The 22,846-nt window shown below is 70.0% G+C and carries 17 protein-coding genes; 2 read left to right on the top strand and 15 right to left on the bottom strand.

Annotated features, from left to right (window positions below):
- Nucleotides 1-14 precede the first annotated feature (14 nt).
- The 12 genes from Vau01_RS12555 to Vau01_RS12500 form a co-directional block, all read right to left on the bottom strand.
- A complete protein-coding gene (locus Vau01_RS12555; protein ID WP_203991198.1) occupies nucleotides 15-1,178 on the bottom strand; it encodes a vWA domain-containing protein in 1,164 nt (387 codons plus the stop codon).
- Nucleotides 1,175-2,386, bottom strand: a complete 1,212-nt coding sequence (locus Vau01_RS12550; RefSeq protein ID WP_203991196.1) for a sigma 54-interacting transcriptional regulator — start codon at nucleotides 2,384-2,386, stop codon at nucleotides 1,175-1,177. Before Vau01_RS12550 ends, Vau01_RS12555 begins: the two co-directional genes overlap by 4 nt.
- Entirely contained in the window at nucleotides 2,379-4,301 is a 1,923-nt protein-coding gene (locus tag Vau01_RS12545; protein ID WP_203991193.1) for an ankyrin repeat domain-containing protein, read from the bottom strand. Before Vau01_RS12545 ends, Vau01_RS12550 begins: the two co-directional genes overlap by 8 nt.
- Nucleotides 4,298-5,440 (bottom strand): leucine-rich repeat domain-containing protein, encoded by a 1,143-nt coding sequence (locus Vau01_RS12540; RefSeq protein WP_203991190.1) that lies wholly within the window; start codon nucleotides 5,438-5,440, stop codon nucleotides 4,298-4,300. Before Vau01_RS12540 ends, Vau01_RS12545 begins: the two co-directional genes overlap by 4 nt.
- Nucleotides 5,437-6,783: an SDR family NAD(P)-dependent oxidoreductase gene (locus Vau01_RS12535; protein WP_203991187.1), complete on the bottom strand. Its 1,347-nt coding sequence runs from the start codon at nucleotides 6,781-6,783 to the stop codon at nucleotides 5,437-5,439. The genes Vau01_RS12540 and Vau01_RS12535 overlap by 4 nt, the downstream gene beginning before the upstream one ends.
- Nucleotides 6,784-7,214: 431 nt before the next feature.
- Nucleotides 7,215-7,517, bottom strand: coding sequence for a hypothetical protein (locus tag Vau01_RS12530; protein WP_203991184.1), 303 nt, complete (start codon nucleotides 7,515-7,517; stop codon nucleotides 7,215-7,217).
- Between the two features lie 506 nt (nucleotides 7,518-8,023).
- Nucleotides 8,024-8,302, bottom strand: coding sequence for a hypothetical protein (locus tag Vau01_RS12525; protein WP_203991182.1), 279 nt, complete (start codon nucleotides 8,300-8,302; stop codon nucleotides 8,024-8,026).
- 15 nt (nucleotides 8,303-8,317) lie between these two features.
- A complete protein-coding gene (locus Vau01_RS12520) occupies nucleotides 8,318-8,638 on the bottom strand; it encodes a hypothetical protein (protein WP_203991180.1) in 321 nt (106 codons plus the stop codon).
- Nucleotides 8,639-8,709: 71 nt separating this feature from the next.
- Nucleotides 8,710-9,288 (bottom strand): hypothetical protein, encoded by a 579-nt coding sequence (locus tag Vau01_RS12515; protein ID WP_203991177.1) that lies wholly within the window; start codon nucleotides 9,286-9,288, stop codon nucleotides 8,710-8,712.
- Between the two features lie 75 nt (nucleotides 9,289-9,363).
- A complete protein-coding gene (locus Vau01_RS12510; RefSeq protein WP_203991176.1) occupies nucleotides 9,364-9,684 on the bottom strand; it encodes a hypothetical protein in 321 nt (106 codons plus the stop codon).
- The gene (locus Vau01_RS12505; protein WP_203991174.1) at nucleotides 9,681-10,226 is read right to left on the bottom strand and encodes a hypothetical protein; all 546 of its coding nucleotides are present in this window, start codon (nucleotides 10,224-10,226) and stop codon (nucleotides 9,681-9,683) included. The genes Vau01_RS12510 and Vau01_RS12505 overlap by 4 nt, the downstream gene beginning before the upstream one ends.
- Nucleotides 10,223-10,753: a MauE/DoxX family redox-associated membrane protein gene (locus tag Vau01_RS12500; protein WP_203991173.1), complete on the bottom strand. Its 531-nt coding sequence runs from the start codon at nucleotides 10,751-10,753 to the stop codon at nucleotides 10,223-10,225. Before Vau01_RS12500 ends, Vau01_RS12505 begins: the two co-directional genes overlap by 4 nt.
- Nucleotides 10,754-10,950: 197 nt before the next feature.
- Here Vau01_RS12500 and Vau01_RS12495 point away from each other — a divergent pair, with 197 nt between their 5' ends.
- Nucleotides 10,951-11,697: an AfsR/SARP family transcriptional regulator gene (locus Vau01_RS12495; RefSeq protein WP_203991171.1), complete on the top strand. Its 747-nt coding sequence runs from the start codon at nucleotides 10,951-10,953 to the stop codon at nucleotides 11,695-11,697.
- Between the two features lie 258 nt (nucleotides 11,698-11,955).
- On the opposite strand, the gene Vau01_RS12490 is transcribed toward Vau01_RS12495, so the two are convergent.
- The 3 genes from Vau01_RS12490 to Vau01_RS12480 form a co-directional block, all read right to left on the bottom strand.
- Nucleotides 11,956-12,882, bottom strand: a complete 927-nt coding sequence (locus Vau01_RS12490; protein WP_203991169.1) for a hypothetical protein — start codon at nucleotides 12,880-12,882, stop codon at nucleotides 11,956-11,958.
- 373 nt (nucleotides 12,883-13,255) lie between these two features.
- On the bottom strand, nucleotides 13,256-14,320 hold the full coding sequence (locus tag Vau01_RS12485; protein WP_203991167.1) for an integrase core domain-containing protein: 1,065 nt from the start codon (nucleotides 14,318-14,320) through the stop codon (nucleotides 13,256-13,258).
- The gene (locus Vau01_RS12480; protein ID WP_203991164.1) at nucleotides 14,317-14,838 is read right to left on the bottom strand and encodes a hypothetical protein; all 522 of its coding nucleotides are present in this window, start codon (nucleotides 14,836-14,838) and stop codon (nucleotides 14,317-14,319) included. The genes Vau01_RS12485 and Vau01_RS12480 overlap by 4 nt, the downstream gene beginning before the upstream one ends.
- A gap of 389 nt (nucleotides 14,839-15,227) precedes the next feature.
- Here Vau01_RS12480 and Vau01_RS12475 point away from each other — a divergent pair, with 389 nt between their 5' ends.
- A complete protein-coding gene (locus Vau01_RS12475) occupies nucleotides 15,228-22,841 on the top strand; it encodes a SpvB/TcaC N-terminal domain-containing protein (protein WP_203991161.1) in 7,614 nt (2,537 codons plus the stop codon).
- The last annotated feature ends 5 nt before the right edge of the window (nucleotides 22,842-22,846 follow it).

The raw sequence follows: 22,846 nt of genomic DNA, 5'->3' as shown, positions 1-22,846 counted from the left end.
CTTTCGGTGTTCTTTCACCGGACCCGCACCGACTCGATCCATGTCGGAGGCAGCGGCGGGTCCGGGCCGATCAGGCCGGCGATCACCCGGGCGGCCGGCGGCTCGTCGGGCCACGGCGTCATGCCGTCGGTGAGCACGACGATCACGTGCGGCTTCGTCGGCTGTGCGAGCGCCGTCGCGATGCCGACGCGCATGTCGGTGCCGCCGCTGCCCACGAGCTCCAGCTCCTCGGCCCGGGCCACCCGGCGCACCACGCCGACCGCCGCGTCGCACGACAGCACCGTCACCCGGTTGCCGCGCACGCCGACCTCGCGCAGGACCCCGGCGACCTCGGCCATCGCGGCGGCCAGGTCGTCGTCGGACATCGAGCCCGACGTGTCGACGACGATCGCCACCGACGGCGCCGGCCGCCGCATGCTCGGCAGCACCACCCCGGCCTGCGCCGCCGACCGCCGCGACGGGCGCCGGTACGTGTAGTCGACCGCGCCGCTCGCCCACGCGATCGCCTGCCGCACGCTGCCGGCGAGCACCTGCCGCCAGTCGACGGTCGGTTCGAGGATCCCGTCGGCCCACCGCCGCCAGCCGGTCGGCACGGTGCCCCGGCCGCGCTGGTGCGCGCGGACGGCGTCGGCGGTGTAGCGGCGGATCGACTGGGCCTCGGCCGGCGAGACGCGGCCGCCCTCGCCGGGCGGCAGGTCCCACGGCTCGGTGCCGCCGGACGCGCCGGACCCGCACCGCGGGCACTCCGGAGTCTCCGGTATGTCCGGGAGGTACTGCTCGAACAGGCGCCCGTCCGGCAGCCCGAACGTTCCCGGGGTGAGGACGCCGGCCGGCAGCGCCAGCCCGTCCTGGATCAGGTCGTCGTTGATCTCGCAGTCCTGGGCGATGTTCACCCGCGACCGGTCGCCCTGGAGGTCCGACGGCAGCCGCCCGGCCCGGCCGTGGTGGTCGCGCAGCAGGTGGGCGACCTCGTGGATCCACACCCCGGCGAGCTGCGGCACCGGCGTCGCGTCGACGAAACCGGCGTTGACGTAGCAGCGCCACAGCCGGTCGACGGCCATCGTCGGCACCACCGTCGACTCGACCACCGACAGCGCGAACAGGGCCGACGCGAGGTACGGCCGGTCGGTCGCCGCCTTCAACCGCGCGGCGAGCAGCTTCGTCCGGTCGAGGGTCACCGGTCGAGGGCCCCCGACAACGTCAGCACGTCGACGAACGCGTCGACGTGCGACGGCACCGGCCAGTTCGCGTCGCGCAGCGCGGCCAGGTCGGCGGCGGCCCGGGCAGCGACGTCGGGGACGCCGGCCTCGACCGCCTTCGCCAGCACCGCCCAGCCCGCCTCCCACCGTTGCCGGGTGACCCGGGCCTGCACCGCGGCGGTGACCGCGGTGAGGAACGCCAGTTGCCGGTCGCCGCGCTCGGGCAGGTCGAACGCGTCGGGGCGGGCCAGCACCTTCTCCGGGTCGGGGAGGTCGAGTTCCTCGGCGAACGTGAGCAGCTCGATGCCCGGCCCGTCGCCGATCGCGCCGGCCAGCGCGGCGGCCAGCGCCTCGCGGTCGGCCTCGCACGCGTCGGCGAACGCGAGCAGCCGCAGCGCCATCTCCCACGTCCGTGGCGACGGCCACGCACCGCCCCGGCTCTGCGCGTCGGCGGGCAGGTGGTGGGTGAGGCCGGGCCGGGCGGTGAGGAAGCCCGCGACGATGCCGCGGGCCCGGGCGAGCGCGGCCGGTGCGCGGCTCGGCCTGATCGTCGGGACGCTGATGGCGGGCCACGTTCCGGCGAGGCCGCGCGTCACCACCCGCGGGTCGTGGGTCCAGTGCAGGTGGACGAAGCGGTTCGCCAACGGCGGGCTCAGGTGCCAGCCGTCGGCGGCGCTCGCCGGCGGGTTCGCCGCGGCGACGATGCGCACCCGGTCCGGCAGCGGCAGGCTGCCGACCCGGCGCTCCAGCACCACCCGCAGCAGCGCCGCCTGCACGGCCGGCGGCGCCGACGACAGCTCGTCGAAGAACAGCAGGCCGGTGCCGGCCCGCGCGATCCGCACCGCCCAGTCGGGCGGGGCCATCGGCACGCCCTGCCGCGCCGGGTCGTCGCCGACGACGGGCAGCCCGGAGAAGTCGCTGGGCTCGTGGATGCTGGCGATGACCGTCTCGATCGGCAGGCCGAGGCCGGCGGCGAGCTGGGCCAGCGTCGCCGATTTGCCGACGCCCGGCTCGCCCCACAGCAGCACCGGCAGGTTGGCCGCGACGGCCAGCGCCAGCGCCTCCGCCTGGCTGCTGCGGGCCGGCTCGGTGCGGGTCTGCCGGGTCGACGCGATCAGCGCGTCGGCCAGCTCCAACGGATCGTCCGTCAGCGCGTTTCCTTCTGCCGCGACCCGTGCATCACCCATCGGCGCTCTCTTCCACGCGGGGGACGAAACTGACGTCGTCGTAGCGGTACCGGTGCAGCTTGTCGCCGATGGTGTCGTCGATCAGGTCGGCCTCGACGAAGGGCTCGGCGCCGGCGGCGAGCATCGCCCGCAGCACCTCCGGCGGGGCGAGGCTGCTCGCCTGCACCATCAGCGGGGTCTGGCCGTACTGGTCCCGGGCCTCCAGGTCGAGGCCGGCGTCGCGCAGCCAGGGCAGGATCGTGGCCGCGTCGGGTGAGCGCAGGAGGTGCAGCGGCGAGCAGCCCTGGTGGTCGAGGCAGCCCGGGTCGGCGCCGGCGTCGAGCAGGGTCCGCACCAGGCCGGCGGATCCGCCGTCGAACAGCACCGTGCCGAGCGGGGTGCGGCCGAAGGAGTCGTCGGCGTCGATGTCGAGGCCGGCGTCGAGCAGGCGGCGCACGAGCGCGGTGACGTCGACCCCCGGGGCGTCGAGGTGGGCGACCAGGTGCAACGGCGTGCGGTGGCGGCGGGTGCGGACGCCGGCCGGGTCGAGTCCCCGGTCGAGCAGCGCCACGAACGCGTCGGTGTCGCCGTGCTCGATCAGCGCCACGGCGTCCCGGCGCAGGGTCCGCAGCGCACGGGGGAGCCGGCCGGTCCGCGTCCACGCCGAGGCCGCGTCGCCGCCGAGCCACGCGTCGGTGACGGTGAAGCACGGTGACATCGCGCCGCCGAGGGCGCGCAGCGTGCGCTCCCGTCGGGCCTCTCCGGGCGGGTGGTCGACCGTGTCGACGCGGCCGTCGCGCCAGCCGATGCGGTGCCAGGCGCCCCGGCAGCGGACCCGCACCGCGTCCGGCGGCGCCACCTCCGCGGCCGGGTGGTAGCCGGTGTCGGCGAGGTCGGGGAAGAGCGCGGTGCGCACGAGCGGGTGCAGTGCCGACGGCGCGATCCGCCCCCACCGCAGCAGTTCCAGATCGGGGAAGCGCTGCCAGGCGACCCGCGGCACCCGGGTCGCCGAATGGAGGAAGTCCCGGCCCACCGCGACGATGGCCGTCGATCTCTGGATGAACACCGCCTCCGCCCAGGAGCGCACCTTGACGAGCGCCGACACCTCCCTGCGGTGCCGCACCTCGGCGGCGAGCGCGACCACCGACGCGTTCCGCTCGGGCAGCAGCGGCTGGGCCACGTGCGGGTACTCCTCCGCGCGGACGAGGAGGTCCGCGCCGATGCCGGCGGCGACCCACGCCTCGCGGTAGCGCCCGGCGTCGAGGAGGAGCGTCGTCCACTCGACCAGCGCGGCCGGGTCGTCGTGGCCGGGGTGCCCGGTCGGCAGCTCGTCCGTCGTCAGCCGGCGCCCGTCGCGGTGGTGGAAGGCGGTGCGGTCGTCGCCGCCGAGGCGACGGCGCAGGCCGTCGGTGGCGCGGGCGTCCCACAGGTAGCGGGCGTCGTCCCAGCGTTCGCCCGCCACCTCGTCGGCGGTGCGGTGGGTGTCCCACAGGTAGCGGATGTCGACCGGCTCCTCGGCCTCGGCCTCGTCGCCGAGCGGGCCGAACCGCAGCCGCGGGCGGTGCGGGCGCTCGGCCTGGGCCTGGGTGTGCACCCACAGTACGGCCGGCCCGTAGCGGGCGAGCACGATGGGCAGGTCGGGCAGGACCCGGCCCATGCCGCCGCCCAGCTCCCGGGGCAGGTGCCAGCGGACCAGGTCGGGCGCGAGGTGGCGCAGGTCGGTGGCGAGGCGGTCGGCGACCTCGGCGCCGTACCGGTCGCGCACGTGGCCGGGGTCGATCTCGACGCGGAACCGGGCCGCTTCGCAGGCGCCGCGCCAGTCGCCGGCCAGGCGCCGCGCGGTCGCCCGCTCGACCATCGACGCGGGCACGCCGAACCGGCGCGCGGCCACCCACCCGGGTACGGCGTCGGCCAGGAACGGCGGCAGGCGCGTCATCGGTAGACGCTGGCGATCGCGCGGACGTCCGCCGGCGCCGGCGCGGGTTCGCGGAGGACCCGCGCGGCCGCGCGCTTCATCCGGCGCGGCACGCCGCTGCCCAGCCCCAGCAGTTCCAGCTCACCCGCGGCCTCGACCAGGCGGCGGGCGCCGCGGCCTCGTACGCCGGTGTGGCGCAGGTCGAGGCGGCGCAGGCCGCTGCCGGGCAGCGCGTCGGCGAGCGCGACCGCGCCCTCGTCGCTGACCTCGTTGGGCGCGGCCCGGAGCGCGACCGCCGACCGGGGACGGGCGAGGTCGAGCGACGCCAGCGCGGTCAGCCGGGCGGCGAGGGCGCGCACGCCGTCGACCCGGATGCCGTTGCCGCCCAGCCCGAGCACGACCCGTCGGCCCGGCACGAGCGCGGCGGCGAGCACGGCGGTTCCCTCGTCGCCGAGCCGGCCGGCGGACAGGTACAACTCGTCGACGCCGGCCCGCAGCAGCCGGGCGAGCACCTCCGCCGACTCCGGCCCGAGGTTGTTGCCGCCGAGGTACAACCGTTGCGTGGGGCGGGATCGCGCGATCAGCGTGTCGGCGAGCAGGGTCAGGCCGGCGACCGTGAGCCCGGTGTTGGTCAGGTCGAGCGTGCGCACGGATCCGTTGTGCCGCAACGCGTCCGCGAGCACCGCGGCACCCTCGTCGCCGATCGGGTTGCGCTTGAGCCACACCGCGCGCACCGTGCGGTCGGCGGCCAGTTTCTCCGCGAGCGGAGCGAGGCCGCCGGCGTCGACGTGGTTGCAGCCCAGGTACAGCGTCTCCAGCCGGTGGCCGGCGGTGAGCTGGTCGGCGAGCGCCGCGACGCCTGCCGCGCCGAGACTGTTCGTGCCGAGCAGCAGGTGCCGGGCGTGCGCCGAGCCGACCGCGGCGCCGATCACGCGGCGGGCGTCGGCCGGGGACAGGTGCTGCTTGCACAGGTCGAGCCGGCCGTCGGGTTGCAGGGTGCCGCGAGGGAACGTCTCGGTCGCGGTGGGCGGCGCCGCGTCGGCGAGCCGCGCCAGCAACGCATCGAGCGTCGTCGGGTCCCCCTCCGTCGCCGAATCGCCCTCCGCCGCCGCCGGCAGCGGCGCGGGGCAGCGGACCGGCGTGGGCTCGGTCCCGGTCACCAGCGCACCTCCCGGTAGTCCTTGAGGAACACGCCGTGCACCGGCGCGCCGCCGACCCCGCGCACGATCGGGTCGTACACGCGGGCGGCACCATCGACGACGTCGAGCGGCGGCCGGAACCCGTTCTCCCGCTCGGCGGTCTTGCCCGGGTGCGGGCGCTCGTCGGTCACCCAGCCGGTGTCCACACTGGACATGTAGATGCCCTCGGCGGCGTACTCGTCGGCGACGGTGCGGGTGAGCATGTTCAACCCCGCCTTGGCCATGTTGGTGTGCGGGTGGCGCGCCGTCTTGATGCGCCGGCTGAAGCTGCCCTCCATGGCCGACACCTGCACCACGTACCGGTCCGGATGCCGCGACGCCGCGAGGTGCGGCCGCAGCTGACCGGTGAGCAGGAACGGCACGAACGCGTTGACCACGTGGGTCTCCAGCCACTCGGCCGGGCTCACCTCGCCGACCCGGAGCACCCAGCTGTTGGTGTCGCGCAGGTCGAGCGGCTCACCGGTCTCGTCGCGGAGCCCGAGCGGGAACATTGCTTCGACCGACCGCATCAGGTCGGTGCCGGCTCCGGCCGGCAGCGCCGCGCGGTCGCCGCTGCGCCGGACGGCCGCGGCCAGCCCGCGCACCGGTTCCCGCTCGGCCGCCCGCACCTCCCGGTGGTAGCCGGCCGGCCGGCGGATGGTCTGTGCGGCGTTGTTCACCAGGATGTCGAGTTCACCGTCCCACCGCTCGCGCACGGCGTCGACGAGGCCGACCACGCCGGCGAGGTCGAGGAGGTCGACGCCGTGCACCGACAGCCGGTCGAGCCAGTGCGGCGCGTCGGGCACGGCCGCGAACCGGCGCGCCGCGTCGGCGGGGAAGCGCGTGGTGACGAGCACCGACGCCCCGTCCCGCAGCAGTTTCAACGCGAGGTGGAAACCGATCTTTATGCGACCGCCGGTGACCACGGCGCGCCGCCCGGTGAGGTCGCAGCGGGCCGCGCGGCGGGTGGTGTTCTCGACCGCGCACGGCGGGCACAGCATGTGGTACTCCGCGTCCAGTCGCGTGTACCGGTCCTTGCAGACGTAGCACCGGCGGCTGCCGCGCAGCGTCCGGTCACCGTCCACTGTGGTCTTTCCCGGCGTGACGGGCGGGATCTCCTCCCGGAAGCGTGTCGCCGTCGCGATCAGCGCCCGGTCGTGTTCGCGCCGCGTGACGAGTCGCTCGGCCTTGCGGCGCTTCTTGCCGGCCCGGTAGGCGACGTCGACGGCGGCCGTCACCGCGGCGAGGCCGGGATCGTGCGGACGCTCGGCGGCCACGGCGAGCACCCGCAGGCACGCCGCCACGTCGGCGGGATCCGGTTGCACCGTTACGACGTCCTCCCCGGGCTACCTGGGGTGGGGGCCGGCCGGATTCGAACCGGCGTCCTCCAGTGGTGAGCCAATGGCCTACGGCACCTTTCAATGGCTGTCAAGAAATGGTGTCTGACCTGCGAAAACGTTCTAGAGGGCGAGGTTCTGCTTGCATCGGTTGTCTTCTCCTGGCAGTGATTGCGGGGGGTAAACGGGGGGCTCATTTGTCGAAGCTGATCGATGTGAGTAGTGCGAGCGCGGCTCTGCCCGGGTGGGCATCGTCCGGCGCCTCGGTCCAATAATCCGATGTCCAGTCATCGCTGCGGAGCAAGATAACCTATGCGTAGGCAGTGTGATGCTTGTACGTGCGCCGATTCGCATGGCTGACCGGGAGGCCGAGACTGTCGCTCGGTCCTCCCGGTCGGCATGTCCTCGGTTGCCTCACATCACGCGGGGTCAGAGCGAAGCCCGTCCACGCTGCTCGGGGTCTTGAGATCAACTAGGAGCGTGCCCTGCGTGGAAGGCCTGGAGGAGATCGGAGTTGTCAGGAGCGATCGTGGCTTTCTCGATGTAGAAGGCGTCGGTGACTGCTTCGGTAGCGTGGCCAAGTTTGAGGTGTCGCCGACCCGGGTGTACAGGCCGATGAGGAGTTGGGCGGTGCGACCGGTCAACCCGTCGGTGTGGTGGCCGTACGGGTCGTCGTCGGCGACCTGCCAGACGGTGATCGGCACCGGCGGGTCGCCGGCCACTACGTCGATGACGCCGCTAGCGATCAGCTGCGACAGGCCGAGCGGATCGTCAACAGCGGCCGCGACGTCGCGACTGGTGGGCCCTGTTCATGCAAACGCATGGCCCAACTGGCCTACGTCACGCAGCATCCGACGTGGACGCGGCACCCAACCGGCACCCAACTTGGCCGACGCGCACATCCAACTGTGCGGGAGCCGGTTGGCCAACTACGGCATTCAACTGACCAGTTGGCTACCCAACCAGCCAGTCGGGTGTCCCAGCGCCGAAGAAGGCCAAGCGGAGCAGCACGATGATCCTTGGTACCCAACTGACCCAACTGGCGCCGGCCAGTGCCCGGAACGACAGCTGCGCCACAGGATCGTGGATCATCGGAACCCGCTGCCCACCGGAGGCTCGGGTCCGGGTGCCGGTGGACGCCGCCGAGATGGACGGCGCATGGCGGGCGCTGGCGTCCGGGATGCGGCGAGACGCCCCTCCACCTCGAGGAGGGGCGTCTCCGGGTTCTTCAGCCGTTGGCGCGCAGGTCGTCGCCCGCCTCGGTGCGGCGGATGTGCACGCTGTCGTCGTCCGCGACGAAGACCTCGACGACGTCAAGCGTGTGCTGGCCGTCTTGGCCGTTGGCGAAGCGCACGCCGGGATGCACCTTCACGTTGCCCGCGCCGACGTGGCGGGCGTAGACGTTCTGCACAGTGCCGTTGATCAGCGAGGTACCCACCATGACGGTGGTCTGCCCGGCGGCGTCCTTCGTGAGGATCACGTGGCCGCGGTCGGTAGGTATTGCCATGAGGCTCCTTCCGGTTCACTTGTTTTTCAAGGGCTGTAACGGGTCGATGGCGGCGGCGGGCGAGCCGAACATGATGCGCCGCCAATCGCCGGTGAATCCGAAGACCCCACTGCTGGTGCGGACCCCCAGGCGGCCTGGGATTCGGGAACCGACGACGTGACGCTGCACCGACCCCATGGCGTAGATCGTGCTGAGGTCCGGCCACAGCGAGATGCTGAGCATGGTCCGTTCCCGCCACTGCACGACGACGCGGGCGGCGATCAGGCCCGGCACCTGACGCCGCACGGCGTGTTTGATGCGGACGTGCAATGCCAGCAGGTACAACAGGGTCAGCACGCCGGGACACTCGAACCTGGTGACGACTACCTGCCCGTCATCGGGGGAGGCGGTCAGGGCACCGGCGGCCGTCACGTCATCAGCCACACGCCGGCCACCGCCGCGCCGATCAGCGCGGTGCCCGACACCCGCCGGATGATGCTGACCAGGTCCTCCCACGGCAGTCGCTCCTCCCCGATCGCCGACAGTGTCGGTCTGCGGATGGTCAGGTAGACCATCGCCAGCCAGGCGGCGGTCCATGTACAGGCCAGGACAACGGGCGCGAGGCCCGGTGTGACGAGCACGAGACCCGCCAGCGCTACCCAGACCATGGACGTGGTCTTCTGTGTGGTGAACAGCATTGCCAGGTCGATACCCCAGACCACGCCCAGCATGCCGGGCTTCATGGTCCGGACGAGCGACTGCGGCACCTGACGCTGGACGTGAGGTGTCCGCAGCGTCAGGTCCATGACGCCGAACGCGACGACGACCAGGCCGAACATCACCACGCGCACCGGCTCGGGCAGCACCTCGACGGCGAGGAGCCCCAGCAGATACACCGCAACGGCGAGCACCAGCGAACCGGCGAGCCCGCCGATCAGCAGGCCGAGCAGGAACCGGACGGCACCAGCCCGGTCATGACGCAGCATCGGGCCGGCGACCCCGGCCATCGACGTGCCTCAAGGGCTTTGCATTTGCAGGATCGCACCGAGCAGCGCGACGACGACGATTGCCGTGGCCATGTGTCACCCGCAGTTGGCGATGCAGGTGTACTTGGTGGCCGAGCCGATGATCTTTCCGGCCGCGTTCTTCTTCTCGCAGCAGTTGTATCGGTACACCGGTCCGACGGTGCCGAACGTGCACTGCCAGACGTAGTGTTTGGCGGCGATGCAGCTGGAGTAGGAGACGTTCGGCGGTACGAACACGAGGGTGCAGCACGCCCAGTTGGCTGCGTGCGCCGGACTGCCGCTGCCGAACACCGCGGCGGCCGCGGCCAACCCGCTGGCCCCCACTCCGGCGAGCACACTGCGGCGCCTGGTCCGCGCCTTGGTCATGATCTGTTTCATGCCACCTCCCGATCGGCGGTACTCAGCGAACCCACCGCGTTCAGCACGGCGGGCAGATCCCAGAACAACAGCGCCGACTGCAGGGTTCCGTTACGGAACAGCAGCGCTGCGGGGCTCGTGTCGACAGCGAACTCACCCTTGACCCAGTCGCCGTCCTCGTCGATGTACAGCACGCCGCGGTCGATGCCGTGTACGGCGGCGAAGTGTTCGCCGCGCTCCCGGGCCGGACAGGCAACCACCACGGCGAGGTTCGCCGGCCCGCGGTCCAGCATGGCGCGCACCTGGCCGGCGATCTGCTCACAACTGGAGCAGGTGGAGCTCAGCACGAGGACCAGCGCGTACTCCTGCTCGGCGATGTGCGCTAGTTCGGCCGGCCATTGCTCGGCCCGGTGGCCGGTCCGTGCGGTGTCGATCGATTCGAGCCGGCGGCGGGCCTCGTCGCTCGACTCCGGCACGCGGGAGGACAACTCACCGAGCATCGCGAACAGCACGACGATCGCAGCGGCGAGCACAAGCACGACGAGACTCAGGAACAGGATCACAGCGACGTTCCCCTCCGTGGACGGATCAATGGCCAGGCCCAGGCACGGCTGACGTACAGGCAGAGCACCAGCATCGCGAGGGTGGCGCCGAGCACCGCCGGCGCGCCGGTCCGGGCCGCAGCAGCCAGGTTCACCGAGCCGGCGGTGGCGAGCCCGAACCCGGCCACCACATTGGCGACACCGAGCGGCCGGCCGTCCCGGATGCCGAAGCAGCCGCAAGGGGAAATGCTTCCCCGCGCGGCGCCGAGCGCACCGAGCGCGGCTACAGCAAGGCCAACCAGGACGACGACGGCGCCACCGGCGGCCCGGGTGGGACCGAACAGCAGCGCGACGCCTGCGAGGCATTCCACGACGGCGTACCCGCGGACGGCCGGCACCGTCGCAAGCGGTGCCGGAGCGCGCACCTCGACCAGTGCCCGGTGCAGCGGGACGGGCACGGCGAGCTTGCTCAGGCCCGCGTGCAGCAGGACCGCGGCGACCGCACAGTTCACCGTGAGGAGCAGGGCATCGGTCGGGGGTAAAGCCATCGGTCGGACCTCCCGCCTCGGCATGTGGCGGCCATCATGATGTAGAGCGTCATTCCGACGTCACCACACTGTCATCGTCTTCTCATCGCCAGATGATATTGACGCCGACCGTTGAGCCCAGAACAATCACGGCCAAGGGTGACCACGGGGGTCGGACTCCTGATCGGCTCCTCCGTAAGCCCGGAGGAGACAGATTCGTGGAGTTCGCCATCCTCGGCCCGCTGGAGGTCCTCGTGGCGGGTCGGCGCATCGACGTCGCAGGAGCCAGGGAGCGCAAGATTCTTGCCGCACTGCTGCTCGCCGCCGACGGGCGCAGTTCGCTCGATCGGCTGGTGAGCGCGGTATGGGACACGCACCGCCCGGCAACGGCCCGCAAACAGGTCCAGAACTGTGTCGCCGGCCTGCGCCGCCGCCTGCTGCGGGCCGGTGCGCCGGAGCGGATCCTGGAGACCAGGCCGTGCGGATACCAGCTCAACATCGGCCGCCACGAACTGGACGCCCGCGTGTTCGTCGACCGGGTCGATACCGCCCGCCTGGCGACGGCCGCCGGCCGGCCTGACGAGGCCACCCTCCACTACCGCGTCGCGCTGGCCATGTGGCGCGGACCGGTGCTGGAGGATCTCGACAGTCAGGCGGTAGCGGCGAGTGCCGCGTGGCTCGCGGAGCTGCAACTCAGTGCCGCTGAGGAGTTCTTCGAGCTGGAGCTGGGCGCCGGCCGGCACGAGCGGATCGTTGGTGACCTGATGCGGCTGTGCGCCGAGTTCCCCACCCGTGAGCGGCTGCACGGCCAGCTCATGCTCGCCCTCCATTACAGCGGTCGCCAAGTCGACGCCCACACCGTTTACCGCCGCCTGCACCATCATCTCGCCGAGGAACTAGGCGTCGACCCTGGCGCTGATCTCCTTCAGCTGCGCGACCGTCTCCTTTCCGCTCGGGCCGGGTGACCAGCACGCCAGGAACGGAACGACTCCTCCTCGTACCAGCCGACCGATGCACCGGGAACCGCGCAGGGCCGATCGGGAGACCACCGGCCGCAAGGCCTCAGATTCGTGGTATCTGTTCGGGTTGCTTCGCCGACCTCGGAGTCTCGTCTTCGGCCGGCCGCGAGGGTCGGCGTGACGGTGGACGGGCCGTGCGGAAGCCGGTGGATCGAGGCTTAGCAGCCCGCCGCTGCCGGGCAAGGCGCGGCCGCTTTTCACCGCTTACCCGGCTGCGTTGGCATGTTTGTCCGTATCGAGTTGGGCGAGTTGTTGGCGTAGCCGGTCGGCCTCGGCCTGCGTCCGTTCCAGCCGTCGTTGCAGCGCGGCCCGAGACGGTTGCTTGGGTGGCGTCGATAAGGTCTTGCGAGGTACGAGCCAGCCGACGCGTTGATACGCGACGATCAGCCGCGCATCCGGGCATCGATAGCACAGCTGTTCCGGTCGGGGCATTGGCCAGCCATCTGCGAGCATCCGCCGGGTGTGCTCTTGTTCCTGTTTGGATTGGCCGTCTGGCTGGGTCGCCCAGAACGCCTCGAACTCTGTTGTCATTTTCCGCTGGCGTTCAGGACCGACCCGTCGTGGTCCGTCGGTGGGCTTCCAGGTCAGATCGGTCGGGACCTCCGTGACGTGTCCGCAGGCCAGCGCTACAGTCCAAAACGCTTTGGAGTGTGGCTTGTCTCGGCGGACGACCGCCCAGGTATCTGCGTCGGTCCAGTCCGGTGGCTCGATGGGGTCGGCGGGGAAGGAGACCTCGCGCCGGTCCGACCGTTCAGTGATTTGTCGGTAGGGCGCCGGCGGGGAGTCGTCGTGCTTGCACGACAGCTGTCCGGTCGGGAGTCGTTGCTGGTGCACGGGATCAAGCCAGTGGTGGTCACTGGGCGGCGGATCGTCGCCTCCGGTCAGGACCTCGGTGACGCAGTCGCAGTCGAGTTGGACGCGCCACCGGTAGCAGCCGTCTGGGTCCGGTGCGACGAAGATCCAGAGAATGGAAGGGATCCGTTGCCGCCGCTTGGCGTTGAATTCGTTGTACTCACGCAGGACGTCATGAGCTGGTCGGGCGCGGCCGGGTAGCCGCCGCTCGACAGCTCTGCGGGAATTATCCTCGCCGGACAAGGTCTGGCTCACCGGGTTCGGAGATCGTCCGGCCATGTGTCGACCTCCGATGTTGACGGCCGCTGCCGGATCCCGCCGTTGGGTGGAAGTTGTCTGCCCAAAGCTCGCGTGCCCCCGCGACTGCAGACAAGCCGGGAAAGCCCAATTCACCCGGGCGAGGCGCTCTGTCACCCGAGCGATACGCGCGCCCTGACCGCTCGGCGCTGGGCGCGTGGACCTGCTGGCGGTTCTCCACCGCGATGCCCGAACCGGTCAGCTCTGATCCCGGGCAATGGTTGGCCCGACAACGGAGGGAGCCGGCGCTCAAGTCCTGCGGCGCCCCTTTTACCCCCCGGAACCCGTGTGGAGGCGACGAGGGCGGAGGCGCCGGGCGAACGGAACCTTGTGGGGCTCGTAAAGCCGGTTCGGGCTATGCGGCCTGCGCGTATTCGTTGATGAGGCCGCCGAGGATCTGCCGCCGTTGGATCTTCGTTTTGGCCGGCGGGTTGTGGGCCGGCGATGGGTTCGGCGGTCGCTGGGCGAGGGCACGGTGCGGGCGGTGCCGGTTGTAGTGGGTGGCGTACTCGCCGAGCACCGTGCTCAGGTGACGTTCGTTGGCGATCAGGATCCGGTCAGTGCATTCCCGCCGTACGGTGCCCACCCAGCGCTCGGCGTGCGCGTTCGCCCGCGGCACCTGGGCCGGGGTGCGGATTACCTCGATGCCCGCGGCGGTGAACACCGTTTCGAACACCGTGGTGAACTTCGAGTCTCGGTCGCGCAGCAGGAACCGCAAATCCTCGGCCTTGTCGTCGAGGTCCATGAGCAGGTTGCGGGCTTGTTGGTTGACCCAGGCGCCGGTCGGGTGAGCCGTGACGCCAACGACGTGGACGCGGCGGGTCGCCAGTTCCAGGAAGAACAAGACGTAGATCCGCTTGAGGAACACCGTGTCGACGGTGAAGAAGTCGCACGCCAAGATGGTGTGGGCTTGGGCGGTGAGGAACTGTCCCCACGTCGGCCCGGACCGGCGTGGTGCCGGGTCGACACCGGCCTGGCGCAGGATCTTCCACACGGTGCTGGTCGCGATCTGGTAGCCGAGGCCGACGAGTTCACCCTGCACGCGGCGGTGTCCCCAGGTCGGGTTCTCGGCGGCCAGGCGCAGCACCAGCTTGCGGATCTCGCTGGCGACCGGTGGCCGCCCCGCAGGCCGGTGTGGGTAGGTCCAGTGCCGGGCCAGGAGTTGCCGGTGCCAGCGCAACAGGGTGGCTGGGGTGATGAAGAACGCCGACCGCTGGGCACGGGGGAGTAGTCGGGACAACGCCGCCAGGACCACCCGGTCGGCGGGTTGCAGGTCCGGGCGGTGGACCTGCCGCCGCAGTACCGCTACTTGATGGCGCAGTACCAGCAGTTCGACGTCCTTGGCGCCGCCGTCGCGGGCGAGTTGGGTAAGCAGTTGCAAGATCTGCCGCAAGAGCAGGTACACCAGCGAGGCGCTCATGGCTGGATGATCGCCGTTAGCACGGGACGGTAGCCGGACATGTCCGCACGTCGCAGCCGTCGAACCGCATTAACGAGCCCCACAGGTCGGCCAGAACAGTTGCAGCTGCATGCCGTGGCCGTTGTCGGTGCCTCGATCGGCAGGTCGGGAATCGGTGGACCGTTGAGCTGCAACCGCTTGACCGTCGCCGGCAGCCGGACACCGCGCAGACCCACCCCACCCAGCCGGACGTGTTCGGCCGAGGTCCCGGACAGGTCCACTTCGCCGGCCGCGTCGGACCAGTACAGGAACCGCACCCCGCGGCCGGCGGCCGCAGCGATCACGCCCCGGTCCAGGCCCGACCACATGATGGTGATCAGATCCGGCAGTTTGTCCAACTCTGACCAGTTGATCGGGCCGTTGTCCGGCATCGGCACCGGGTTGTTCAGCGCGAGAACCTTCAGCCCTCGTTCAACCACGACGGGACCAGCGCCGAAATCAACCTCCACCTCGCCCCGCGTCCACCCCTGCACCAGCACGATCTTACGGGTTCACGCAGGGAGCGACCGCGAAGTGGTTGGGCTCGGCGGCGGGAGGTGGCGGGGCGGGATGGGCCGCTGTGGACGACGACCGTCGGTCCGGTCCGACGACAGGTTGTGGGCATGTCCGGACCTGTGGCGATCGGCCGTCGACGTCTTACGCCCGGAGTGGGACTGGCCCGTCGGCGTCTCCGCACACGTCCCACTCGTCATCGATGGTTGCGATAGGTCGCCAGGGTATCGAGACCGGTCGACCACGCGTACGGTTGACGATGTCGCTCTGGTCCTTGGTGGCGTGATGGCCCGGTCCCTCGGAATGGCCGATTACGACGGAGCCCCGCCGATCGGGTCGTCAGCTGTCCGCCTTCCCCGTCGGGACTGGAGACGAGATGAGCGACGCGAGCGAGGTCGGTCCGGTGGAGATCCGGCACACGCGGGCGAGCTCGCCGCAAGGATCGCCATTGCCGGCTGGTACTGATTCGCCTGCCGTCACGGTTCCCAAGGGTGGCGGCGCGGTTCGTGGGGTCGGCGAAAAATTTTCCGCCAATCCCGCGAACGGATCGGCCGGTCTGACGATTCCTTTGCCGTTGAGTCCAGGCCGTGCCGGCTTCACGCCGGATTTGGCGTTGAGCTACGACTCCGGCCGTGGTCAGGGCCCCTTCGGTCTCGGCTGGGTCCTGTCGCTCCCCGAGATCTCCCGCAAGGCCGACAAGGGCGTGCCGCGATACGACGAGAGCGACATGTTCCTGCTGTCCGGCGTCGAGGACCTCGTGCCGGTGCTCGACGCCGTCGGCGAACCGGACGAGCAGCCGCGGAAGATCGGTGGTTTCAGATACTCGGTGCTGCGCTACCGGCCGCGAGTCGAGGGACTGTTCGCCCGGATCGAACGCTGGACGCGCGCTGACGGCGATGTTCACTGGCGCTCGATCAGCCGGGACAACATCAGCACCGTCTACGGCTTCGACGCTGGGTCCCGCGTTGCTGATCCGGGTGACCCGCGGCACGTCTTCAGGTGGCTGATCTGCGCCAGCTCCGACAACAAGGGCAACGCCGCGGCGTACGAGTACATCGCCGAGAATGACGACGGGGTGGACGTCGCGGCGGCGCACGAGCGGCATCGCACCGGCCGGAGCCGTTCGGCCGGTCGCCATCTCAAGGCTGTGCACTACGGCAACCGGGACAGCGATCTCGTCCACTCCACGATGGCGCCGGACCGCTGGATGTTCACCCTGGTCTTCGACTACGGCGAGCACGACGAGGACAACCCGGCGCCGGGCGACCGGGGCAAGCGCCACTGTCGGCGTGATCCCTTCTCCGGTTACCGTTCCGGCTTCGACGTGCGTACCTACCGACTCTGCCACCGGGCACTGATGTTCCACCACTTCCCCGACGAAGCCATCGGTGCGAACTGTCTGGTCATGTCGATGGCGTTCGGCTATCGACAGGATCCGGGCACGATCACGGCGGACGGGGTCGGACAGGCATTGGGATCGGTACTCGAAACGGTCACGGTGTCCGGACATCGTCGTGATCCGGGTGGCGGCCATGTGACCCGGTCACTTCCGCCACTGGACCTCGAGTACACCGAGGCTGTCCTGTCCGATGTCGTGCACACGCTGGATCAGGCAAGCCTGGAGAACATGCCGGCCGGCGGCCACGAATTCGTCGACCTGGACGGCGACTCGACCCAGGGCCTGCTGACGACCGGGAACAGCGCCTGGTACTACAAACCCGCGCTGGGCCACGCGAGCTACGGCGCGCTGCAGACGCTGCCTTCCCATCCGCCGGCGTCCTTCGCGCACCGGCGCGACCAGTTCATGGATCTGGCCGGCGACGGACGCCTGGACCTGGTGCGATTCACCGATCCCGCCCCGGGCTTCTTCGAACGTACCGATGACGGCTGGGCACCCCATCGACCATTCGTTTCGATGCCCCAGATCGAATGGGGCAATCCCAACCTGTCGATGGTGGATCTGACCGGCGACGGCCGCGCCGGTATCCTGATCACCGAGGCCGAGGCGTTGCTCTGGTACCCGTCGTTGGGGAAAGACGGTTTCGGCCCGGTCCAGCGGATTCCGGTTCCGGGCGACGAGGATGCCGGCCCGCACATCCTGCTGTCCGATGGCACCGGCACGATCTTCCGGGCGGATCTCTCGGGCGACGGACTCATGGACCTCGTTCGCATTCGTAACAGTGAGATCGTCTACTGGCCGGCACTGGGCCGCACGTTCGGCGCCAAGGTGACGATGGATGATGCCCCTCTCTTCGACCGACCGGAACTGTTCGACCCGGCACGGCTGCGTCTGGCCGACACCGACGGCAACGGCCTGACCGATGTGCTGTACCTGACCGAGGACGGGGCGGATGTCTATCTGAACCGGATGGGCAACGGATGGGAGCCCCGACGGCGCGTGCCCGCCTTCCCGCGGTTCAGCGGCCTCACCAGCGTGGCGGTGGCAGACCTGTTCGGCCGCGGAACCGCTTGCCTGGTGTGGTCGTCGACCCTGCCCGCGGACGCGGGTCGCCAGATCCGTTTCGTCGACCTGATGGGTGACAAGCCACATCTGCTGCGTCGCATTCGCAACAACATGGGCACAGAAACGCTCATCAGCTACTCGACGTCCACCATCCAGTACCTCGCCGACAAGGCAGCGGGTCGGTCGTGGGTGACGAAGGTGCCGTTCCCGGTCCACGTAGTCGCGGTGGTGGAGACATTCGATCACCTCAACCGGAGCAGATTCTCCAGTCGGTACCGCTACCGTCACGGGCGGTTCGACGGCACGGAACGCGAGTTCTGCGGCTTCGCCATGACCGAGCGGGAAGACACGGAGCAGTTGGCCGTGCTGACGGCCGGCGGCGAACTGCCGACCGGCGACAACGTGGACGCCGCGAGCCACGTGCCGCCCGTCCTGACCAGGACGTGGTTCCACACGGGCGCGTTCCTTGACCGGGAGCGGTTGTCGACGTTCCTGGCGCACGAGTACTACCCCTCTCCGGCACAGGATGTGCCGGCGGCCCAAGCCTGGCGTCTGGATGACTCGGCGTTCGACGGGGTGACAGCGCTGGAGGGCGAGCGTGAGGCGTGCCGCGCGCTCAAGGGGCGGCTGCTGCGCCGCGAGATCTACGCGTTGGACGGGGGTGCGCTCGAACCGCATCCGTACAGCGTGAGCGAGCACAACTACACGGTGCGCCAGCTTCAGGGACCTACACGCCGGCGGCACGGTGTGTTCGCCGTCGACCCGCGGGAGACCGTCACCGCCACCTGCGAACGGCAACCGGAGCAGGCCCGGGTGGCGCACGAGCTGGTGCTCGACGTCGATCCCTTCGGCACGGTGAGGCACTCGGTCATGTTGGCCTACCGCAGAGCGGACGCGGATCCCACTTTGCCGCAGCGCACACAGGACGTGCAGGCAACCACGCTGGTGATCCAGAGTCGCTCCGAGGTGACCGGCATCGTCGATACCAGCCTGGACGATTCCGACCGGTCCGGTCCGGCCGATCGTGACGCCTACCGCGTTCCCCAGGCGTACGACGTCACGACGGCGCAGATTTCCGGTGCCGCGATGGACGCCGCCCAGGCCCGACTCGCGCGCGCCGACGTGATCCGCATGCTGCTGGGGCCGGCCGCCGCGGGGCTGACCTCCCGTCTGGTGTCGCGGCGTCGGGTTCAGTTCGTCGACGAGCAGAACCCACACAGCGCCCGGCCGTTCAGGCAGCTGGGCCCTCTCGGCCTGGTGCACCAGTCGTTCGCGTTGGCGATGCCACAGGCGCTCCTCGGTCAGGTCTACGGCAACCGCGTGACCGACAGCGATCTGGTCGCCGCGGGCTACGTGCAGGTCGAGTCGGCGTGGTGGGCACCGTCCGGCACGGTGCGCTACACGCCACCCGGCGTCCACATGGGGGCCGCGGCAGTCGCTCGCCGGCACTTCTTCCTCCCCCGCCGGTTCATCGATCCGTTCGCGGCGGCGGCCGGCCTGGATTACGGCACGTCGGTGGAGTACGACTCCTACGACCTGCTGACCGTGGAAACCGTTGATGCGGTGGGCAACCGGACAACCGCCGGGGAGCGCACGGCCGCCGACGCGCGATCATCCGTGCGGCTGGACTACCGCACGCTCTCGCCGGCACTGGTCACCGATTCCAACCGCAACCGCATCGCCGTCCTGCACGACGCTCTGGGCCGGGTGGCCGCCACGGCCGTCATGGGCAAGCCGGAGGACGACACCGACGATCGGGTGACCGCCGTCGACCCAGACCCACAGGACGGTGTGCTCGTCGCGTTCCGGGCCGATCCGCAAGCCCAGGCGCCGGCGTTGTTGGGTGCGGCCACCACCCGGTTCGTCTACGACACCGACGCCTACCTCAGGACACGCGACGGGGACGACCCGCAGCCCTCCGCGATTGCCACGCTCGCGCGGGAACTGCACGTGGCGAGTGCCGTGTCCAGCCCGATCCAGTTGTCGATCGCATTTTCCGACGGGGCCGGCCAGCAGATCCAGACGAAGACGCCGGCCGAGCCGGAGCCGTTGCCGGGCGGCGGTGCGGGCACGCCGAGATGGGTGACCAGCGGCTGGGTCGTGCTCGACAACAAGGGCAAGCCGGTTCGCAAGTATGAGCCGTTCTTCTCGGGCACCGCCGGATTCGAGTTCGCGGTCAAAGCCGGTGTCAGTCCGGTGCTGTTGTACGACCCCCTCGGGCGCCTGGTGGCCACGCTGCATCCGAACCAGGTCTTCAGCAAGACGATCCACCGTGTGTGGGACCGACAGGTGTGGGACGTCAATGACACGGTCGCGATCGACGATCCGGGTCAGGACCCCGACGTCGGCGCACTGCTGGCAAGACTGCCGGACGTGGAGGTCCTGCCTACCTGGTACCGGCAACGGATCGACGGCGCCATGGGTGTCCCCGAGCGAGAGGCGGCGGAACACACGCTCTGGCATCGGGACACGCCCTCCCGCCTGGTGATGGATCCGTTGGGTAGGCCGGTGCTCGCCATCGGTCACAACCGGACGCCACCCGATCGCTCCCTTCCCGCGCGTGAGAGTTGGCACCGGGCCTATGTCGCCGTGGACGTGAACGGAGACCAGCTCGCGGTGCTGGACTGCATCAGCGACGCCGGCGGTCCGGCGGCCCTCACGCAGGACCGGCTGGTCGCGCACTACACGAATGACCTCATGGGCCGGCGCGTGCTCGACGCGAGCATGGAGGCCGGACATCAGCGTGTGCTCTACGACGTGATCGGGCAGCAGGTATGTCAGTGGCGGCCTGTCGCCGACCCGGCCCAAGCCGGCGCCGAGCAGCGGGTGACCACCAGCTTCGACCGCCTTCGACGTTCGGTGGAGACCGTAGTGACGCTCGGGGGTTCGCAGCCCGTCGTTGAACACTGGACGTACGGCGAGTCGGTATCCGGCGGCGCGACGCGGAATCTCCGTGGCCGGCTCTGGCAGGTGCGTGACCAGAGTGGTCTGGTCACGACCGCCTACGACATCGCCGGCAACGTGGTCTCCGCGACGCTCGACCTTGCACATCAGTATCGCGGGACCCTCGACTGGAACTCGGCCATTCTGGAAGGCGTCAGTCACGTCTCGACGGCCGGGTTCGACGCGCTGAACCGCCCGATGGTGCAGCGTCATCCCGACGGGACCGCGGTGCGGCGCACCTATGACATCCGGGCGATGCTCCGGTCGGTCCGGGCTGATCTGCCCGGGAGACCACTGGGTGAGGTTTTCGTTCGCGACATCCGATACGACGCGCAGGGCCGACGCACGCTGATCGACTATGGCAACGGCGCACGGACCACCTACGCCTACGACCCGCTGACCTTACGGCTCGCGCACCTTGAGACGCTGCGTGGCGCGGCGAAGCCGCCCGGTGGACCGTACTTTCCGGAGGACGAGCCGGTATTGGCCGATACTCGGCGCGGCGTCCAGAAGCTGCACTACACCTACGATCCGAGTGGCAACATCACGAACATCGCCGATCAGGCGCAGCCGCGCGTATTCAACCTCAACACCATCGTCGACGCCAGCACGGACTACCTGTACGACGCCCAGTACCGCCTGGTGGAGGCGCGCGGCCGGGAGCATCTCGGCCTGCAGGGTGGGTTGCCGCGGCCGCCGACGCCCACGAGCTGGAACGACGTGCCCCGGGTGCACGCCGCCGATCGCAACGCCCTCGGCCGATATGTCGAGCGGTACGGCTACGACGTGGCAGGCAACCTGCTGGAACTGAGGCACACCAGTCTCGCGCCGGGAGCCGCCGGCTGGCGTCGGTCATTCAGCTACCGCTCGGCGTCCCAGCTTCCTCAGCCCGCGGGGACGTTCAGCAACCGGCTGACCTCCACCACGACCTATCCGGCCTCCGGTCCACCACTGACCCAGACCTACGCGTTCGACGCGCACGGCAACCAGAACACGCTGCCGCCGATGCGGGCGATCAGCTGGAACTTCCGTGATCAGCTAGCCTCGTCGACGCGTCAGGCGTCCAACGCGGTGGTCCCGCTGACGACCTACTACGTGTACAGCACCACCGGTGAACGCGTTCGCAAGGTGACCGATCGTCAGGCGGCGGTGCCGACGGTGCGCGCGGAACGCATCTATCTCGGCCACTATGAGCTGTATCGCAGATTTTCCCCCGGCGCCGCCGCACTGTCCCGGACGTCGGTGCACATCATGGACGGCGAGCAACGGGTCGCGCTGATCGAAACCGAACAGGGCGGTGCGCCGCTGGTGCGGTACCAGGTGAACAACCACCTCGGCTCGGCGACGGGCGAACTGGACCAGCGCGCCGCCTGGATCTCCTACGAGGAGTACTACCCCTACGGTGCGACCGCCCTGTCGTTCGTCCGCGGTGGCGCCGTGCCGCCACAGCGCTACCGCTACACCGCCAAGGAGCGCGACGAGGAGACCGGCCTGACATACCACGGCGCGCGCTACTACGCCCCGTGGCTGTGCCGATGGATCAGCGGTGACCTGGTGATGATGACCGGGGACAGCAACCTCTATCAGTACGTGTCGGGAAACCCCGTGGCGCTCGTCGACATCGGTGGCCTCGCGCCGAAGGTATCGCCCGGAACCTTCGGCAACATGGCTCCGTACAGCCAGCAGCCCAGGTCGCTGTTCAGTTTGTTCTTCACCCGACTGACCGAGAATGAACACGTCATTCCGGGCGCCCAGCAGCGTTCGATCACGTTCAACATCGAAACCAAGATCTCCGACTACTCCAAGAAGTTCTATCGAAGAAATACGACGCTGCTGATTCCTCGCGATCTCGCACTTGCGAAGACGCTCGGTGACAACAGGCTCTCCAAGGAGATCAGTGCCGCGGTGCTCGGTGGACAGAAGATCAGCCTGACCGATCACCTGCTGATGCCGTCCATCGAGAACTTCAAGCGGGTCCGGGATCAGCTCAACTACACGAAGATCACGGACAGTAAGATCAACATCTCCGCACTTGCGCAGCACGGCGAGCTGTTCCAGGTCCAGAACCAGAAGGGAGCCAAGTCCATCGCGTTGACCTTCGAACGGCGATCAGCGGAGTCCCTGCTGCGGGAGCAGGACAGCCTCGCGGCGGCCGCGAAGGGAGCGTTGTCCGGGCCGAAAGGCGCGTCCATCCTTCCCGATCCGGCTACCGAGACGAACTTCGCTTCGGTTCTGGACGGCCCCGGCAAGGGAGGCTCCACGCCGGCCAAGGTCGCGGACGCCGAGGTGCCGAAGCAGCACCGAACCACGAAGGACCCGTCACCGGGCGGGTCGGAGGCCACGACACTGACGAAAGAAAGCGCGCAGAACGCCGAGCAGAGCGCCAGTGGCCTGGGTGACTGGTGGAAGAAGATGTTCGGCATCATCATCGCCGCGTTGGCTGGCGAAACGGCACCGGCCTCGGCGCCGGCCAGCGAGTCCAGCTCGCGGCGCGGCCTTCAGGACTTCGACACGGGAGAGGTCGTTCCGATCAAGCCGACCGAGCAGTCGAAGAGCCCGGTCTTCCAACCGGATCCCTATTAGACGGC

Source organism: Virgisporangium aurantiacum (genome assembly GCF_016863635.1).
GTDB lineage: Bacteria > Actinomycetota > Actinomycetes > Mycobacteriales > Micromonosporaceae > Virgisporangium > Virgisporangium aurantiacum.
This window is presented reverse-complemented; position numbering and strand designations above follow the sequence as displayed.

Bases quoted from the DNA above. Each gene is read 5' to 3' on its own strand.
- Vau01_RS12550 (WP_203991196.1), bottom strand. From the start codon at position 2,386: ATGGGTGATGCACGGGTCGCGGCAGAAGGAAACGCGCTGACGGACGAT.
- Vau01_RS12545 (WP_203991193.1), bottom strand. From the start codon at position 4,301: ATGACGCGCCTGCCGCCGTTCCTGGCCGACGCCGTACCCGGGTGGGTG.
- Vau01_RS12525 (WP_203991182.1), bottom strand. From the start codon at position 8,302: ATGGCAATACCTACCGACCGCGGCCACGTGATCCTCACGAAGGACGCC.
- Vau01_RS12515 (WP_203991177.1), bottom strand. From the start codon at position 9,288: ATGGCCGGGGTCGCCGGCCCGATGCTGCGTCATGACCGGGCTGGTGCC.
- Vau01_RS12510 (WP_203991176.1), bottom strand. From the start codon at position 9,684: ATGAAACAGATCATGACCAAGGCGCGGACCAGGCGCCGCAGTGTGCTC.
- Vau01_RS12500 (WP_203991173.1), bottom strand. From the start codon at position 10,753: ATGGCTTTACCCCCGACCGATGCCCTGCTCCTCACGGTGAACTGTGCG.
- Vau01_RS12490 (WP_203991169.1), bottom strand. From the start codon at position 12,882: ATGGCCGGACGATCTCCGAACCCGGTGAGCCAGACCTTGTCCGGCGAG.
- Vau01_RS12485 (WP_203991167.1), bottom strand. From the start codon at position 14,320: ATGAGCGCCTCGCTGGTGTACCTGCTCTTGCGGCAGATCTTGCAACTG.
- Vau01_RS12475 (WP_203991161.1), top strand. From the start codon at position 15,228: ATGAGCGACGCGAGCGAGGTCGGTCCGGTGGAGATCCGGCACACGCGG.